Genomic DNA, 15,830 nt, shown 5'->3' on the forward strand with positions numbered 1-15,830 from the left:
TCCCTATGGCGGTATCACAACCCTTATCTGCTGCCCCTTGTGGGGCAGAATATCTGCGGGCGATACTTCGCGCGCCGGTGTATGAAGTGGCGCAAGTCACTCCGCTACAAGTGATGGAAAAAATCTCCTCCCGCTTGGGCAATACCATTTTGGTGAAGCGAGAAGACCGCCAGCCAGTGCACAGTTTTAAACTGCGCGGCGCTTACGCCATGCTGGCTAGCCTGACTGAAGAGCAAAAAGCCTGTGGCGTGATAACCGCTTCGGCGGGTAACCATGCACAAGGTGTGGCGCTCTCAGCCAGCAAGCTTGGGATCAAAGCGCTTATTGTGATGCCAGTGGCAACCGCTGATATCAAAGTGGATGCCGTGCGTGGTTTTGGTGGCGAGGTATTGTTGTTTGGTGCCAATTTCGATGAGGCCAAAACCAAAGCTATCGCGCTTTCCCAGCAGCAGGGTTATACCTTCATTCCGCCGTTTGACCACCCGGCAGTTATCGCCGGGCAAGGGACGCTGGCGATGGAGTTGCTTCAGCAAGATGCCCACCTTGACCGGGTATTTGTGCCGGTTGGCGGTGGCGGGCTGGTGGCGGGAGTGGCTGTGCTTATCAAGCAACTTATGCCGCAGATTAAAGTGATAGGTGTTGAGGCCGAAGATTCCGCCTGCTTACGTGCCGCGCTGGATGCGGGTCAACCGGTTGATCTGGCGCGAGTCGGGCTATTTGCCGAAGGTGTGGCGGTGAAGCGCATTGGTGATGAACCTTTCCGCCTGTGCCAGGAATATCTGGACGAAGTCATTACCGTCGACAGCGATGCCATTTGTGCAGCAGTAAAAGACATTTTTGAAGATGTGCGTGCCATTGCCGAGCCGTCGGGTGCTTTGGCACTGGCGGGCCTGAAAAAATATGTTCAGCAGCATAATATTCAAGGTGAGCGTCTGGCCCATGTGCTCTCCGGCGCTAACGTTAACTTCCACGGCTTGCGTTATGTGTCTGAACGCTGTGAGCTGGGTGAGCAGCGCGAAGCCTTGCTGGCGGTGACCATTCCGGAGCAAAAAGGCAGTTTTCTGCGGTTCTGTGAGCTGCTGGGTGGCCGGTCAGTGACGGAATTTAACTACCGTTATGCTGATGCCGACAACGCCTGCATTTTCGTCGGGGTGCGTTTGACCCGTGGCTATGCTGAGCGGGAAGAGATTTTGTCCGAGTTACGGGCGAAAGATTATCAGGTGGTGGATTTGTCTGATGACGAAATGGCCAAACTGCACGTGCGTTATATGGTCGGAGGGCGGCCTTCCAAGCCATTGCGCGAGCGTTTGTACAGCTTTGAATTCCCGGAATCCCCGGGCGCATTGTTGAAATTCCTGCATACCTTAGGCACGCATTGGAATATTTCGCTCTTCCATTATCGCAGCCACGGCACCGATTTTGGCCGGGTTCTGGCTGGGTTTGAGTTGTCGGCAACTGAACCGCAATTCGAACAGCACCTGACGGCTCTGGGCTATGATTGCCACGATGAAACAGAAAACCCGGCATTTAGATTCTTTTTAGCAGGGTGATTTTGAGGGGCTAGAGCAGCCCCCAAAAGGCTTCAATCAGCGGCTCATTGAGCCGCTTTTTCGGTACACAAACACCCAACTCGAAGGGTTCAACCAGCGAAATATCATCCAACAGTGATATTCGGTTCCGCACCGGTTCCGGGCTGTTATCGACCACCACCGATGGAATCAACGCCACACCACATCCCAGCGCCACCATTGACACAATCGCCTCATGACCAGAAACCGTTGCATATATCAATGGGTTAGAGATGCGCTGGCGGCGGAACCATAAATCAATACGTTTTCGTGATGGGCCGTGCTCCGGCAAAATAAAGGGAATATTGGCCCAATCCGGCAGCTCAACAGAGACTAACTCTCGCACCGCACAGGGGAGCGCCGGGGCAATTAACACCAAGGGGATTTCGCCAATTTGGGTAAAGGCCACACTGGAAGGTAAAACTTCAGGGCGGCCGGCAATGCCCAAATCAGCTTCATTGGATTGCACTTTATCAACCGCATCGGCGGCATCACCGGTGGTGAGCTTGATTTCAACCAGCGGGTGGCGAGCACGGAAGCGATCCAGAATCGGCGGTAAATGGCTGTAAGCGGCGGTGACCGAGCAAAATAGCCGCAGTTCGCCACTCAGTGATGGCCCATGTTGGCCTAGCGCATGACGCAATTGCTGATATTGCAGCAAGGTTTGTTGAGCAAAGGCTTTTAACTGAGTGCCCGCATCGGTCAACTGCACCGTGCGGTTATCCCGTAAAAATAAAGGCTGGCCGATGGTCTCTTCCAGCCGCTGAATCTGGCGCGACAAGGTGGAGGGACTGACATGCATCGCCTTAGCTGTGCGGCCAAAATGGCGGTTTTCAGCCAAATGTAGAAATAACTTCAGGTCGCGTAAATCCATAGCCAATCATCCTCGTCGCTGATGTGAGGTGCACGTTGCAAAAATTGCAATGTCACATTGTTAATATATCAATTTCCGCAATGCATTTCCTGTCATATAGTGAATTCAAGATAATCCTCGGCATCGACCGGGCAGTGAAAATAATCAACACACAGCATTTGTTTGCCGTAACTCGAAAAGTTGCGACACCCACAACACAGAATTAAGCGGAGTAATATCATGGCTAACTATTTCAACACCTTGAACCTGCGTCAGCAGCTGGCACAATTAGGTAAGTGTCGCTTTATGGCACGAGACGAATTCGCCGATGAAGCTGGCTACCTGAAAGGGAAAAAAGTGGTGATTGTCGGCTGTGGCGCACAAGGTCTGAACCAAGGCTTGAATATGCGCGACTCTGGTCTGGACGTGGCTTATGCCCTGCGCAAAGAAGCCATTGCTGAGAAACGTGCTTCATGGCGTAAAGCGACTGAGAACGGTTTTAAAGTTGGCACCTACGAAGAGTTAATCCCACAGGCCGATTTAGTGGTTAACCTGACACCAGACAAACAGCATTCCGCAGTGGTTCAAGCGGTTCAGCCGTTGATGAAAGATGGCGCTGCACTGGGTTATTCTCACGGTTTCAACATTGTTGAAGTTGGCGAGCAAGTGCGTAAAGACATCACCGTGGTGATGGTTGCGCCAAAATGCCCTGGTACTGAAGTTCGCGAAGAATACAAACGTGGTTTTGGTGTGCCGACACTGATCGCGGTTCACCCAGAAAATGACCCTAAAGGCGAAGGCATGGCGATTGCCAAGGCTTGGGCGGCGGCCACGGGCGGCCATCGTGCTGGCGTATTGGAATCTTCGTTTGTTGCTGAAGTAAAATCTGACCTGATGGGCGAGCAAACCATCCTGTGTGGCATGTTGCAGGCCGGTTCACTGTTGTGCTTCGACAAACTGGTTTCTGAAGGCACTGATGCCGCTTATGCAGAAAAACTGGTTCAATTCGGCTGGGAAACCATCACCGAAGCGCTGAAACAAGGCGGGATCACGCTGATGATGGACCGTCTGTCCAACCCAGCTAAACTGCGGGCTTACGCGCTGTCTGAGCAACTGAAAGGCATTATGGCACCCCTGTTCCAAAAGCATATGGACGATATCATTTCCGGTGCGTTCTCTAGTGGGATGATGGCTGACTGGGCTGAAGACGACGTTAAATTGCTGAACTGGCGTGAAGAGACCGGAAAAACAGCATTTGAGAATGCGCCACAATATGAAGGCAAAATCTCTGAGCAAGAATATTTCGACCACGGCGTATTGATGATTGCAATGGTTAAAGCTGGGGTAGAACTGGCATTCGAAACTATGGTTGATTCCGGCATCATTGAAGAATCTGCCTATTACGAATCTCTGCATGAATTACCATTGATTGCCAACACCATTGCCCGTAAGCGCCTGTATGAAATGAACGTGGTTATCTCTGATACTGCGGAATACGGTAACTACCTGTTTGCTAACGCAGCGGTTCCATTGCTGAAAGGTAAGTTTATGGATTCTCTGCAAGCAGGGGATTTGGGCAAGAGCATTGCCGGCACTGCGGTTGATAACGCCCAACTGCGTGATGTAAACGAAGCTATTCGCAATCACCCAATCGAAGCTGTAGGTCATAAATTGCGCGGCTATATGACTGATATGAAACGTATTGCAGTTGCTGGCTAATTCAGCTCGTTAATTCAATATTATGTAATAGGCCTCCCTGCAAAGGGGGGCTTTTTTATTTATAGTTATTGTCGGCATGATTATTCACGCTATTTTATAAAACCGATCTGGAAATGAATCTCGACGGATGATTAACGTAATAAGTAAAATAAAAGTCTGTGGGGGTAAGTAGCCCCAAATAGAATATTGCTCGCTAACATCGGCGGGCTATTTATCCTCCTCAACCAACTTTATTTTAGATTACTATTAAAAGTATTAGCATTTCCTAAATCATCGATTAACACAAAGCTGAGGTTATTGCTGCCCGCAAGTGGTGAGCGATTAAGAGGGAAATCAAGCTTTGAAAAAGGGGCGACCATATTTGGCAGACTTTCTGCTGAACCTAATGTTAGAGAGGCCAATGATGCATAATAAGGTGTCGGATTATCAACCTTAATAACAGCGGAATTACCGCTACGCTCTAAGGTAAAAGTTAATGCCTTACTCAGTGTATTCCCCGGTGCCGGTAAATTCTTCGGTCGGTAAAATACTTTGTATTGCATGCGCAAGCCCAGAGTAACGAAAGATTCGGCCTCGACTTGTGTGGTGGCTTTGGGCGGTATTTCGTACACATTGAGCCAAAATGCCGATTCCCGGTCCACGGGTAATTTACTGGCGCCAGATAAAATCAGCCGCAGGCTGCGTTGTGCCTGTGGTTGTAGCCGAAACAAGGGTGGGAGCACCAAAACCGGGGAAACCGCTTTCTCCGGTGTGGCCATCAAGTCGCCGTCATCTACCCAAACCTGTACTGCCACCGGGTAGCTATTGCTATTGACCAGTTGCAGTGATTCTTCGGTATTGCCGTCACTGAAGATAATTCGGGTCCTTTCCGCGATAACACTTGCCGTAACAGGCCCACTACAGGCCAGCATAAGCAATAAAAGCCCGCTGACAAACCTGCTATTTATCTGTTTTAACAGCATATTATTGGATACGGATAACCACTTGCGCATGCGCATTTACAGCTCCTGCCGTCACAGTTTGCCCGCTGATTTTGCTTAACTCAGCCCGAAAATTCTCAGTGTAGCTGTTTCCCCCGGTCACAGTGCCGGTCATTTGTTGTGCTCCCTGGAAAATGCCATACCAGCCACCGCTATTACCGGTGAGTGTGACGTTTTTTGAGAGTAGGTTAATGGGATTATTATTACGGTAAATACGGATCCCGACGCCGCTTGCTATTCCTGCTGCACCATAATTGTCGGATACCAAATGGCTGATACCACCACTGCCATTCATTAATCCTAATGCTTGGGCTTTTGCTGCATTTGCCGCGGGAACTAAAAAGCCCATCGCCACAGTACCTGAAGTGACGCCAGAATTGATGCCGGTCTGGCACTGGAAATCCACACTAAACTCAGCCGAACTGGAATGACCATTATTAAGTTCTGCTACAGAAATTCTAGGTAATATCACCGTCGGGGTAAAATTGGTTACTGCACATATTGTCGTTCGGCGGAAGGTGACAAAATTATATAACCCAATAGACGCCGGCCAGGAACCATACCAGCCGGGCCAGTTTGTTAGGGAGTCGGAACCTTCTACCGGGCCATTAATACCCGGCCCTTTAAAGGCGATATAGGCGTTCGGTTGGGTATAACCATAGGCATAAGACGCGGCATTGTTAGTGGAAGCACGAGCATAATCAACCCGAAATAGCTCGGTATACAGATTACTGAAATTTTTCGCTTTCACCAGTATCCGCCCGGTGCTGTCAGTATCAAGATCCGTTAAGCGACGGCCTTTCCATTGGCGAGCGTAATACTCGCCAGTAGATAAATTTGTTAGCCTGATGACAACATTGCGGACATAGGTAGCAAAGCCGGAGGGAACATTGCCCGCAATCGCACCATCTTCATTTTTGCCCGCAAAATCATTATCCCCATTCGTGGCATACATTTCGTAGAGCTGATCAACATCGGCAGCGGCGCAGCGAAATAATACCCGCTCAGGGTCATAACCGGTATTTAAGGCAAAAGTGGTAAAGTTCGATGTTGCTGCCGCTAATAAGGTGCCATCCGGTTGAAAATTAGCATTGGTGCTCAGGTCAATAATACCCGGTAAGCCAAGTGAGCCATTATTGTTATCCAGTGAACCTGCCCAAGCACTGGCGGTGCCATCACCGGCACCCAATTGATTTTGGGCCGTAATTTTAGTGCAAGCTGACCAGGCTGAAGAACTGCCGAGCCCGATGACTAACATCATGCCAGTAATAAGACGTAAATGACGGTAACAGGCAGAGGTTGTTGGCCGTGATACTTTGCAAGGTATTATTTGCTCTGTGGGTTTTAACATTATTTTTCTCATAATTGTTAACGGTGGCAACTGCCTGTTATATGGATAATATCTTGCTCAGTATCTTGATTCTCAAAGGTATAAGGTAATTCACATTGCTCACTGCTTTTTTCGCCCCAACGAACATAAAGCGAATCTTTTTTATCTTTCACCCGTGCATAAATTTGATTCCCTTGCCCCACCATACCGACAAGTTCATCTTTACTATTAAAGACATCAGCACCTAGCGGTAATCCCTCACCATCAGGAGTTTGAGTTTGAATTAATACCGCATACCCTGTCAAAGTTTCGAATTTTACTTTTACAGCCGCCCCGGCATAGGGAACTACGCGGCCCTGATTCTCTTTTAACTCAGTATTGCGATTAATTCCTTTGGTATCTAATGCTACGGTATTGTAATTATAAGGTGTTAATGACGGCACCAAAGCAAAGCCGTTATTATCAATTCTTGCCCCTTGAGCATTACGTACTGTCGCGCCTTGTGCGCCATCCGCTTCAATTAAGCCAAAGGTTTCGCCCAAATAAGGCCCAAGTGTGACACCTTTGCTGTGTATTACCGCCGCGCCGCGCATTCCAGCACCATATTGGGTGTAATTACTGCCACGTGAATAACTGCCATTGACGGTGGCGTTAGGGAATTGCTGTTGCACATTCGCTCCCCAACTATTTGAATTGCTGCTTATATTGCTGTCTTCATAACCCGCATTGACGGAATAATTAAAGGAATTCCTTTCACCGGCGGTTCCTGATAAAGATGTCTGATAGCTATTACCACTCTTCGGATTGCGGTTAGCAGACATTGATAAATATTGATTTTTATTGCCAATATTGAGTGGAATAGACAGGGTTATCGTCGCAATATTTTCAGTATTACCATAGCGAGTGGTAGTGGTGGTTTCATTCATATCATCGCTTTCCCAGCCATACAGTGTTGAGGTATAAACACTGCGCTGACGGCTAATCGCCAGGTTATAACTGATATCCCGATAACTATTTGAGTAACCGAGCTGTAACTGTGTATCTCTCTGTGTATCGTTATAATAATCACTGGTTGATGCAGAAGCGAAAAGCTGGCCAAAGTTACCCAGATTCTGATTAATGGTCGTCGTAAATTGGCTGCGTTGCTTATATGTTGATGAATCCCAGGTTCCGCCGTTTTTTTGCATGGAACGCACACCAAATACGTCATTTAAATCGCGATAGCCTTTTGTGGAGTAGCGATATCCGGCCAAGGAGAATGTGGTGCCAGTTTCACTGAAGGTTTGGCTATATGTTGCCTGCATCCGCCAACCATCCTGCGTTTGGTCATCTTCAACTTTCGCATGAGAGTAAGTGGTATTCAGGCCAAAAGCACCTAAAGGCGTACCCACCACGCCCCCGGCAAGTAATGCCGCGTAGTCTTTTGCTAACCGTAGCCCAGTATTACCTGTTAATTGATTGGTTAGGCCGCGCTCGTAGGTAAAATCAGTGAAATAATTATCAATATTGGTGAAATCACGCGACTCACCAGCAACAGCGCTATAACGGCTGACACCCGGGCGCATTGAGTCAGGTACAGCACTGAATGGCACAGTAAATGTCGAGCGGCTACCATTGGCTTCTATAACCTCAACATTGAGGTCACCTTGGCTGGTGGTGCTGTATAAATCGTTAATAACAAATGGGCCGGGCGCGACGTTAGTTTCATAAATCTCACGGCCATTCTGGCTAATAATAACTCGCGCATTAGTGGTGGCAACCCCACGGACTTCAGGTGCAAAGCCGCGCATGGATTCTGGCCACATACGTTGGTCGGTTGCCATTTTCGCGCCACGAAAGGACATAGTGCCAAATAAGGTACTGTCGGTGAAGGTTTCACCCAAGGTTAATTGACTATCCAATTGCGGAATAGGGCGTTGCAGATAACTGCGAATATTATTCCACTGAGTATCACTGCCATTACTGTTACTGGAATAACGCACGTTTGACTGTTGGCGTATTTGCCACAGTCCCAGATTAATGCCACTTTTAAGGCCAAGAAAAGCGTAGTCGGAGGTGCTATTTTGCAACTGAGATGTTGTATCACTGCGATAAAAATTGGAACCGTAATTAATAAACGCGAGCTTTTCACCCTCTTCCCATTCGCTCCGCTCGATATAACCTCTTGGGCGCTTTTGTAATAAGGCTTGTGGAATTGATAATTCTAAACGTAACTTGGCCTGATCAAATTGAAAAGACGCACCTTTTACTCGTTCGGCCAAGGGGGCACATTGCTGCGGGGCTGCCGCCGCAGAGTCTAAGGTGTCGGGTTCTACCTCTGGGGGGTGAGGTTCTTGGGGCGCAGTACTATTTTGATGCGTTAGTTCAATACCTGCCGCCGTTAAAAATTCATCACTCAGGCAGGGATAAACTTCTGATGAGTTAGCATCTTTAATAAATTTTATGGTCGCGCGTTTGAAAGGTTTGTTATTAATTAAGACATCGACAGCATCATAATTACCGGCAGTTATGGCATTCTCTTTATTTAATTGATTCAAGCCCGAAGCGAATTTTGTTCCTAAAAATAGCGACTCATCAAATTCGAGATCTTGCTGTGCCTCTTGGGCAAAAACAGCATCAACATGTAAGATCAAAGTAATACACAGGGTTAATGCTTTTTTGCGGCTAAAAACCTTTTTTTTCAAACAGGCTCGAATCAACACAATAAATATTCCTTTACCGGAAAATTACGACTTAATACGATAACTGCCGGTGTCTTGCCCACCGAAATCATTTACTATCAAGAAATTAACCGTAGCATTGGAAGGAACTGATGAATTTGGGATCACCCACTCAGCCTGAGACATCGGCGGGATCATCTCTGATTTCATTTTAAGTTTTTTACCACTTCCGACAATTTCACCACTGGCAATAGTGGCATAGAAACCCGTAGGATTTTTCCCTGTCACCACCACATCTTTACCTTGTTGGCGAAGACTAAAAGTAAGAGCACTGGGGACTTGGTCAACCCGGCCGGCAATATTATCTGGGCGATAAAATACTTTAACGCGATTGCGCATTAGCACGAGCATTTTATTACTTTTCTCTGCTTTATTGACGGGCGGTACTTGTAAGAAATTTAGATAAAACACAGATTCTTTGTCTGTTGGTAGGCCACTACCGGTATATTTCAGCCGTAATGTTTGACCTGCATGTGCTTCAATACGAAAGAAGGGAGGGGTGACAATAAACGGCGCTTTGCCAGTTTCCGGTGTAGATTGAGCATCACCACTGTCCAGCCAAACTTGAACAGCATTAGCGAAATTATCATTATTGGTTAATTGTACACTATGCTCTTTTTCGCCCGCCGAATATATAATACGGCTGCCGCTCATGACGACACTGGCTTTTGCAAAAGACATACCCATAAGGATTAATAAAGTAATAAACAGATAACGGTAACTATGTATATTAAGCATATGGGAATATCCTCTGAAGGGAGTTAGCCGAATAGTTATATGATGGAAATCACACAAAATTACCCGAATCACTTACCGCTAAGTTCTTCGGGTTCTATTTGCGTGGTATTTACCGGGTGCACGAATTTATTTAAGTAACTATTCTCCGGCAATACTCATATTACAGGTAAGAAACGGCATATTGTACGGAGCCGATCACAGAACCAGGGCCTGCTTGACCAGTTGCATAATACTGAACCGCAAAATCATGCTCGGCTGATGTATCGCCTGCTTTTAATACGATACCATCTTGCGCTACATTGCTATTCAGATTGATACCTGTTGTGGTGGTTGCATCTTTTAATAATTGAAGCTCAACGTTTGTTGCAGTACCGGTATTCCCTAAGTTACCAGAGGTGGTGACTTGGTTAGCAACGAAAACAGTTTTTATATCAATATCAGCAGCACTTGAAGCACAACCGGTTACACCCAGAGTAAAGGTTGTTTTACCTGCTGTTTTACCCGAGGCATCTAAATCGCTGCTTGATACCGTTGGCAATAATACCATTGGGTTGGCATCAACGCCGTTCACAGAAACTGAACAAGTTTGTGCTGTTACTTCCCCTTGGAAAGTAATTGTATTATTACTGGCAGCCATAGCAATTGTTGTGGATGCTGAGAATAATGCGATAGCCAAAGTAATCTTATTCATTTAAAACTCCAATACATTAATTAAATATAGGTTAATGATTCAGCCGTAATAAAATACGAATGAACATTTAACATTAATAAACTTGAAATGGGTTAATGACTATATGTGCGAATGTTATTCGTTTATACTCGTCAGCTTTCCACGGATTGTTTTATTTAAAGTAACTTGATGACTATTATTTCGGTCACGTCCGTTACTTGATGACGAGATAATATAGAAAGCTAATCTAACTGCACATAGGATAAGCAAACCACTTATCGTGGGAAAAATCCTACAACAATTAAAATAGAATGTAATCCATCGTAACCCAATGTATTCAAATGATTTTATTATTAATAAATAAATCGCTATTAAGATCTTTCTTGTTGTTTTTATCGATATGTACATGTTTTAACCTATTTTCATATATTAATATCCTAGAATGCTAATATACTTATCATGAGGATTTATAAGGATAAGTCGGTTTTTTTTGTATGGAAATAACAGGTAAATCAATACGCTTTAATTACCTTAAAGAAGATTATTAAAGGCATATTTATGTTCTGTCCGTTACATGAAGGGATAAATAGAAGGATAGCGGTGGAGTTACTTGCGCCGCCGATAAGGCAGCGCATGACTAACTTAGTTGCGATAGAGCACTTTAATAATATGGTAACCAAATTGGGTTTTGACCGGGCCATAAGGTTGCAGCAGTTCGCAGCTGAATACCGCTTTATCGAAAGCAGGAACCATATCCCCTTTATTGAACTCACCCAGATCGCCGCCGTTACGTTTTGACGGGCAGTTAGAGAATTTTTTCGCTAACTCTTGGAAATTCGCACCGTTATTCAACTGTGCCAGAATATCGTTTGCCTGCTTTTCATCATCAACCAGAATGTGCAGCGCAGAAGCTTTGTTTGCCATAGTAACAATTACCACCAAGTTATTTGGTTTGAACGAAGATTATCTTCAAGAGATTCTTGAAGCGCGCCAGTGTAGCGTATTTTGGTGCTGATGGGGCCTTTATGGCCGGTGTTTTACAAACCAAAAGGCAGCATTTTACAGCTTAAAAGAGGGCGGTATTTTTTTTCGGCGGCTGCTTTCTGCTACAATCCTGTTCCCCTGTTAACCCACAGAGCTGCTGAGTGCCATGCGATTAAATCCCAGCCAACAACAAGCCGTCGAATTTGTCACCGGGCCCTGTCTGGTATTGGCCGGCGCCGGTTCGGGCAAAACCCGGGTCATTACTAACAAGATTGCCCATTTGATCCGCCAATGCGGTTATCAGCCCAAACATATTGCTGCGGTGACCTTCACCAATAAAGCTGCGCGAGAAATGAAAGAACGTGTGGCTCAGACTTTGGGCCGTAAAGAAGCGCGGGGCTTGATGATTGCGACTTTCCATACTTTGGGTCTGGAAATTATCAAAAAAGAATACAAAGCATTGGGGATGAAATCGAATTTCTCACTGTTTGATGCGCAAGACCAGTTGGGTTTATTGAAAGATCTAACTCATAAATGGCTGGAAGATGACAAAACATTACTGCAACAGCTGATCTCGCAGATCTCCAATTGGAAAAATGATCTTCTTGCTCCGGCTGCTGCGGCGGCAATGGCAAGATCCGAGCGAGATAAGTTATTCGTCCATTGCTATGGTTTATATGACGCCCATTTAAAAGCCTGCAATGTGCTGGATTTTGACGACCTTATCTCTTTACCGACACTGTTGCTGCAAAATAACCAGGAAGTGCGCGAGCGCTGGCAAAATCGTCTGCGTTACTTATTAGTAGATGAATATCAGGATACCAATACCAGCCAATATCAAATGGTTAAATTATTGGTGGGCAGTCGGGCGCGTTTTACGGTGGTGGGTGATGATGACCAATCCATCTATTCATGGCGTGGTGCGCGACCACAGAATTTAGTCTTGCTGAATGAAGATTTCCCTCAATTACAGGTGATTAAGTTAGAGCAGAATTACCGCTCTTCTGGCCGGATTCTGAAAGCGGCGAATATTCTTATTGCCAATAATCCCCATGTTTTTGAAAAACGCCTTTTCTCAGAATTGGGATATGGTGATGAGCTAAAAGTCATTACTGCAAATAATGAAGATCATGAGGCAGAGAGAGTTGTCGGTGAGCTTATTGCCCATCACTTTGTGAAAAAGACGCAATACAGCGACTATGCCATTTTATATCGTGGTAACCATCAATCGCGGTTATTTGAAAAGCTGCTGATGCAGAACCGCATCCCTTATCGGATCTCGGGGGGGGATTCGTTTTTCTCTCGTCCAGAGATAAAAGACTTACTGGCTTACCTGCGAGTATTGACCAATCAGGACGATGACAGCGCTTTTTTGCGGATCGTGAATACACCAAAGCGCGAGATAGGGTCGGCCACGATTCAAAAGCTGGGTGAATGGGCGAATGTACGTAATAAAAGTCTGTTTCGTGCCAGTTTTGATTTGGGGCTGGGTGAACATCTCAAAGGCCGTGGTCTGGAGTCATTACAACGTTTTACGCATTGGCTTGATGGTGTTATTCGGCTGGTCGAGCGCGAACCAGTGGCGGCAGTGCGGGATTTGCTCCAGGGTATTGATTATGAGAGCTGGTTATTCGAAACCTCTCCGAGCCCGAAAGCCGCTGAAATGCGGATGAAAAACGTTAATTTATTATTCAGCTGGATGACTGAAATGCTGGAAGGTTCAGAACTGAATGAGCCAATGTCGCTGACGCAAGTTGTCACGCGCTTTACTCTGCGCGACATGATGGAACGTGGAGAAAGTGATGAAGAGCTGGATCAAGTGCAATTGATGACGTTGCATGCTTCCAAAGGGCTGGAATTCCCTTATGTGTTCTTAGTCGGCATGGAAGAAGGTTTACTCCCGCACCAAAGTAGCATTGACGAAGACAATGTGGATGAAGAGCGGCGGCTGGCCTATGTGGGTATTACGCGGGCGCAGCGCGAGTTGTTTTTCACCTTATGCAAAGAGCGTCGGCAATATGGCGAACTGATTCGGCCGGAACCTAGCCGTTTCTTACTGGAGTTGCCGCAGGACGATTTGAAGTGGGAAAATGACCGTAAAGTTGTTAGCCCACAAGAGCGGATGGAAAAGGGGAAAAGTCATCTGGCTAATATTCGTGCCCAATTAGCGAATGCTAAAAAACAGTAGCAAATACCCAAAAACAGTGACGGCGGTTATTTATCATCATAAATTTCCGCCGTTTTTTTATCTATTAATCAGCATCAAGGTGTAACGAGCTTTCCATCAACCTTAACGTTTTTTATGTCACTGAAGTGCCACGGCGTATCCCCGCGCAACTCGGTGAAGATAACTTTATTGAATTCACTGTCACGTAAATCGCTGATAGCAGTTGGTGCGATGTTGTTTAATCGCACATTATTAACATGTACTAAACGGTGCCAGGCCTGATTGGCACTATCCCCTTTGATTTCAATAGCCGCATTTTTCCCCGTGATATTATCCACTGTCACATTTTTTATTGTGAAATCATAGAATTGCGCAGGTATTTTCGCCGGAGGATAATCAATATTGGCATTGCTATCTGCATAATCCAGGGTCATTACCATCATTTGTTTCGCCAGGTCGCGCATCGCATTATTACGGAAGGTCACATTGCGCGCCCCACCGCCAATGGTGCTGGTGCTCTTAGCACGCAAGCCGATGTCGGTCAGATACATGACGTTATTTTCAGCCAGGATATTCTCAATCCAGGCACCGGTATGACTGCCAGTGACCACCGCACCATGCCCCATACGGAAATAGTTGTTAAATAACCATGCGCCTTTCATTGGCTCTTGCTGTTGCGCTTTTTCCCCAGTGCCCGCGGCAAAGTTGATGCAATCATCGCCGGTATCAAAGAAGTTATTAAACACCATCACATTCTGACTATTACCAAATTCAATACCATCGCCGTTGTTTGCATCATAGGTTTGGTGGATGATTCCGTTGGCGACAACATTATGGTTTTCCAGATTCATGATGCCGTGAAAAGCCGGATTACGTACGGTAAAGCCCGCCAGATACAGATTTTCTACTCCACGTAATGTCATCAAGCTGGAGCGGCGTTGACCATAAGCATTTTTTAAGTCCATACCCTCAGAAACAGCCTTCTCAACCTGATTTTTAGCCAGAATGCCATCTTCATGCACTTTGCTATTTTTGCTTGCCACGTACTGCGGTAATGAGCGGCCTAATTCATCTGTAATTTCAGCGCTTTTGGCGCGTAGCCAGCCATTGCCATCAATTATCCCTGAACCGGTAATGCGAATATTACGGAATGTGCCGGGTTGACTGTTTTTGGGGTCGATAGCATTGATAAGTGAGGCTGGGCGCTCAATTGTGGAATAAGGATACAGGCGGTAACCCGCCGGATAATCATCTGGATTTTCCGAACCTAATAATGTTGCGCCGGCTTCCAGGTTGAGGGTCATATCGCTTTTCAGCCAAAGTGCGCCACTTTTGTAGATACCCGCGGGAATATCAACTCGACAGCCAGGTTTACAGCTATCAATGGCCTGCTGTATCGCTTTGGTATTCAATGTCTTACCATCATCTATTGCACCAAAATCACGAATATTCACAAGCTGTGGTTTGGCACTGGTTTTTGCAGTGATGGGTTTACTGGCGGCGGATAAAGTGCCATCAGCATATTGCGCTTTCACCGTGAATTGATAATGAGTGGCGGGTTTAAGGCCTTCGGCCCTAAAGTTTTGCATCACGATTTTATGCTGGAAATTCTCTTTATCATTGGCATAGAAGTGCTCAATATACGGTTTGGCGGGTGAGAATTTATCATTGTTATCACTGGCTTTGCCCAATAATTTTCCAGCCGAAAAAATCTGATAATCAACAATGTTGCGGGTATCTTCTGGTGCTTTCCATACCAGAACAATACTGCTCTCGTCATAGGCGAGTGTGGGAACTTGTAGCTGCTGTGGTGCATCGTGACTGCTTGATTTAGCTGCCATTGCCCAAGGGGCGCAGACCATCAAGCTGGAAATAATCACTAATATACTTGCGGTTTTAGGGCATTGAAGCTGTGCTCGCATTATTGTTCCTCATCAATGAGATTACCCAATTTGGATGCAGCGTTTTTCCCTGGCGGTGGCGTATAGATAAAGCTCAAATAAAGAAACGCTGTTTTATAAAAATACACACATTGTTTCTTTTTTAAGCTAGGCGTGATCACATTATGATAATTTTCTTTATTTTGAAGGGGTAACCGGCG

11 protein-coding genes are annotated in these 15,830 nt (G+C 46.1%); 3 read left to right on the top strand and 8 right to left on the bottom strand.

The genetic code is table 11. The features are described 5' to 3' along the window. Positions 1–5 precede the first annotated feature (5 nt). Positions 6–1,550 carry a threonine ammonia-lyase, biosynthetic gene (gene ilvA / locus YROHD0001_RS11095; protein ID WP_004714222.1) on the top strand — a complete coding sequence of 515 codons (1,545 nt, stop codon included), beginning with the start codon at positions 6–8 and terminating at the stop codon, positions 1,548–1,550. 10 nt (positions 1,551–1,560) lie between these two features. Here ilvA and ilvY read toward each other — a convergent pair whose 3' ends face one another. After that, positions 1,561–2,442, bottom strand: a complete 882-nt coding sequence (gene ilvY / locus YROHD0001_RS11090) for an HTH-type transcriptional activator IlvY (RefSeq protein ID WP_004714223.1) — start codon at positions 2,440–2,442, stop codon at positions 1,561–1,563. A 219-nt stretch (positions 2,443–2,661) separates the two neighbouring features. Here ilvY and ilvC point away from each other — a divergent pair, with 219 nt between their 5' ends. Beyond that, the gene (gene ilvC / locus YROHD0001_RS11085) at positions 2,662–4,140 is read left to right on the top strand and encodes a ketol-acid reductoisomerase (protein WP_004714224.1); all 1,479 of its coding nucleotides are present in this window, start codon (positions 2,662–2,664) and stop codon (positions 4,138–4,140) included. 230 nt (positions 4,141–4,370) lie between these two features. On the opposite strand, the gene YROHD0001_RS11080 is transcribed toward ilvC, so the two are convergent. The 6 genes from YROHD0001_RS11080 to ppiC all read right to left on the bottom strand — a co-directional run bounded on the left by YROHD0001_RS11080 (position 4,371) and on the right by ppiC (position 11,502). Beyond that, a complete protein-coding gene (locus YROHD0001_RS11080) occupies positions 4,371–5,138 on the bottom strand; it encodes a fimbrial biogenesis chaperone (protein WP_032816594.1) in 768 nt (255 codons plus the stop codon). Beyond that, positions 5,104–6,381, bottom strand: a complete 1,278-nt coding sequence (gene stbD, locus YROHD0001_RS11075; protein ID WP_186373498.1) for a fimbrial usher protein StbD — start codon at positions 6,379–6,381, stop codon at positions 5,104–5,106. Before stbD ends, YROHD0001_RS11080 begins: the two co-directional genes overlap by 35 nt. 107 nt (positions 6,382–6,488) lie before the next feature. Continuing rightward, positions 6,489–9,152: a fimbria/pilus outer membrane usher protein gene (locus tag YROHD0001_RS11070; RefSeq protein WP_004714227.1), complete on the bottom strand. Its 2,664-nt coding sequence runs from the start codon at positions 9,150–9,152 to the stop codon at positions 6,489–6,491. A gap of 24 nt (positions 9,153–9,176) precedes the next feature. Then, on the bottom strand, positions 9,177–9,908 hold the full coding sequence (locus tag YROHD0001_RS11065) for a fimbrial biogenesis chaperone (RefSeq protein ID WP_032816598.1): 732 nt from the start codon (positions 9,906–9,908) through the stop codon (positions 9,177–9,179). A 160-nt stretch (positions 9,909–10,068) separates the two neighbouring features. Next, positions 10,069–10,599 (bottom strand): fimbrial protein, encoded by a 531-nt coding sequence (locus tag YROHD0001_RS11060; protein ID WP_004714229.1) that lies wholly within the window; start codon positions 10,597–10,599, stop codon positions 10,069–10,071. Between the two features lie 621 nt (positions 10,600–11,220). Beyond that, a complete protein-coding gene (gene ppiC / locus YROHD0001_RS11055; RefSeq protein ID WP_004704164.1) occupies positions 11,221–11,502 on the bottom strand; it encodes a peptidylprolyl isomerase PpiC in 282 nt (93 codons plus the stop codon). A 226-nt stretch (positions 11,503–11,728) separates the two neighbouring features. On the opposite strand from ppiC, the gene rep reads away from it, so the two are divergent. Then, positions 11,729–13,750, top strand: coding sequence for a DNA helicase Rep (gene rep, locus YROHD0001_RS11050; RefSeq protein WP_004714231.1), 2,022 nt, complete (start codon positions 11,729–11,731; stop codon positions 13,748–13,750). A 74-nt stretch (positions 13,751–13,824) separates the two neighbouring features. Here rep and YROHD0001_RS11045 read toward each other — a convergent pair whose 3' ends face one another. Next, positions 13,825–15,651, bottom strand: coding sequence for a glycosyl hydrolase family 28 protein (locus YROHD0001_RS11045; protein WP_032816601.1), 1,827 nt, complete (start codon positions 15,649–15,651; stop codon positions 13,825–13,827). Between the last annotated feature and the right edge of the window lie 179 nt (positions 15,652–15,830).

Source organism: Yersinia rohdei ATCC 43380 (assembly GCF_000173775.1).
Lineage (GTDB): Bacteria > Pseudomonadota > Gammaproteobacteria > Enterobacterales > Enterobacteriaceae > Yersinia > Yersinia rohdei.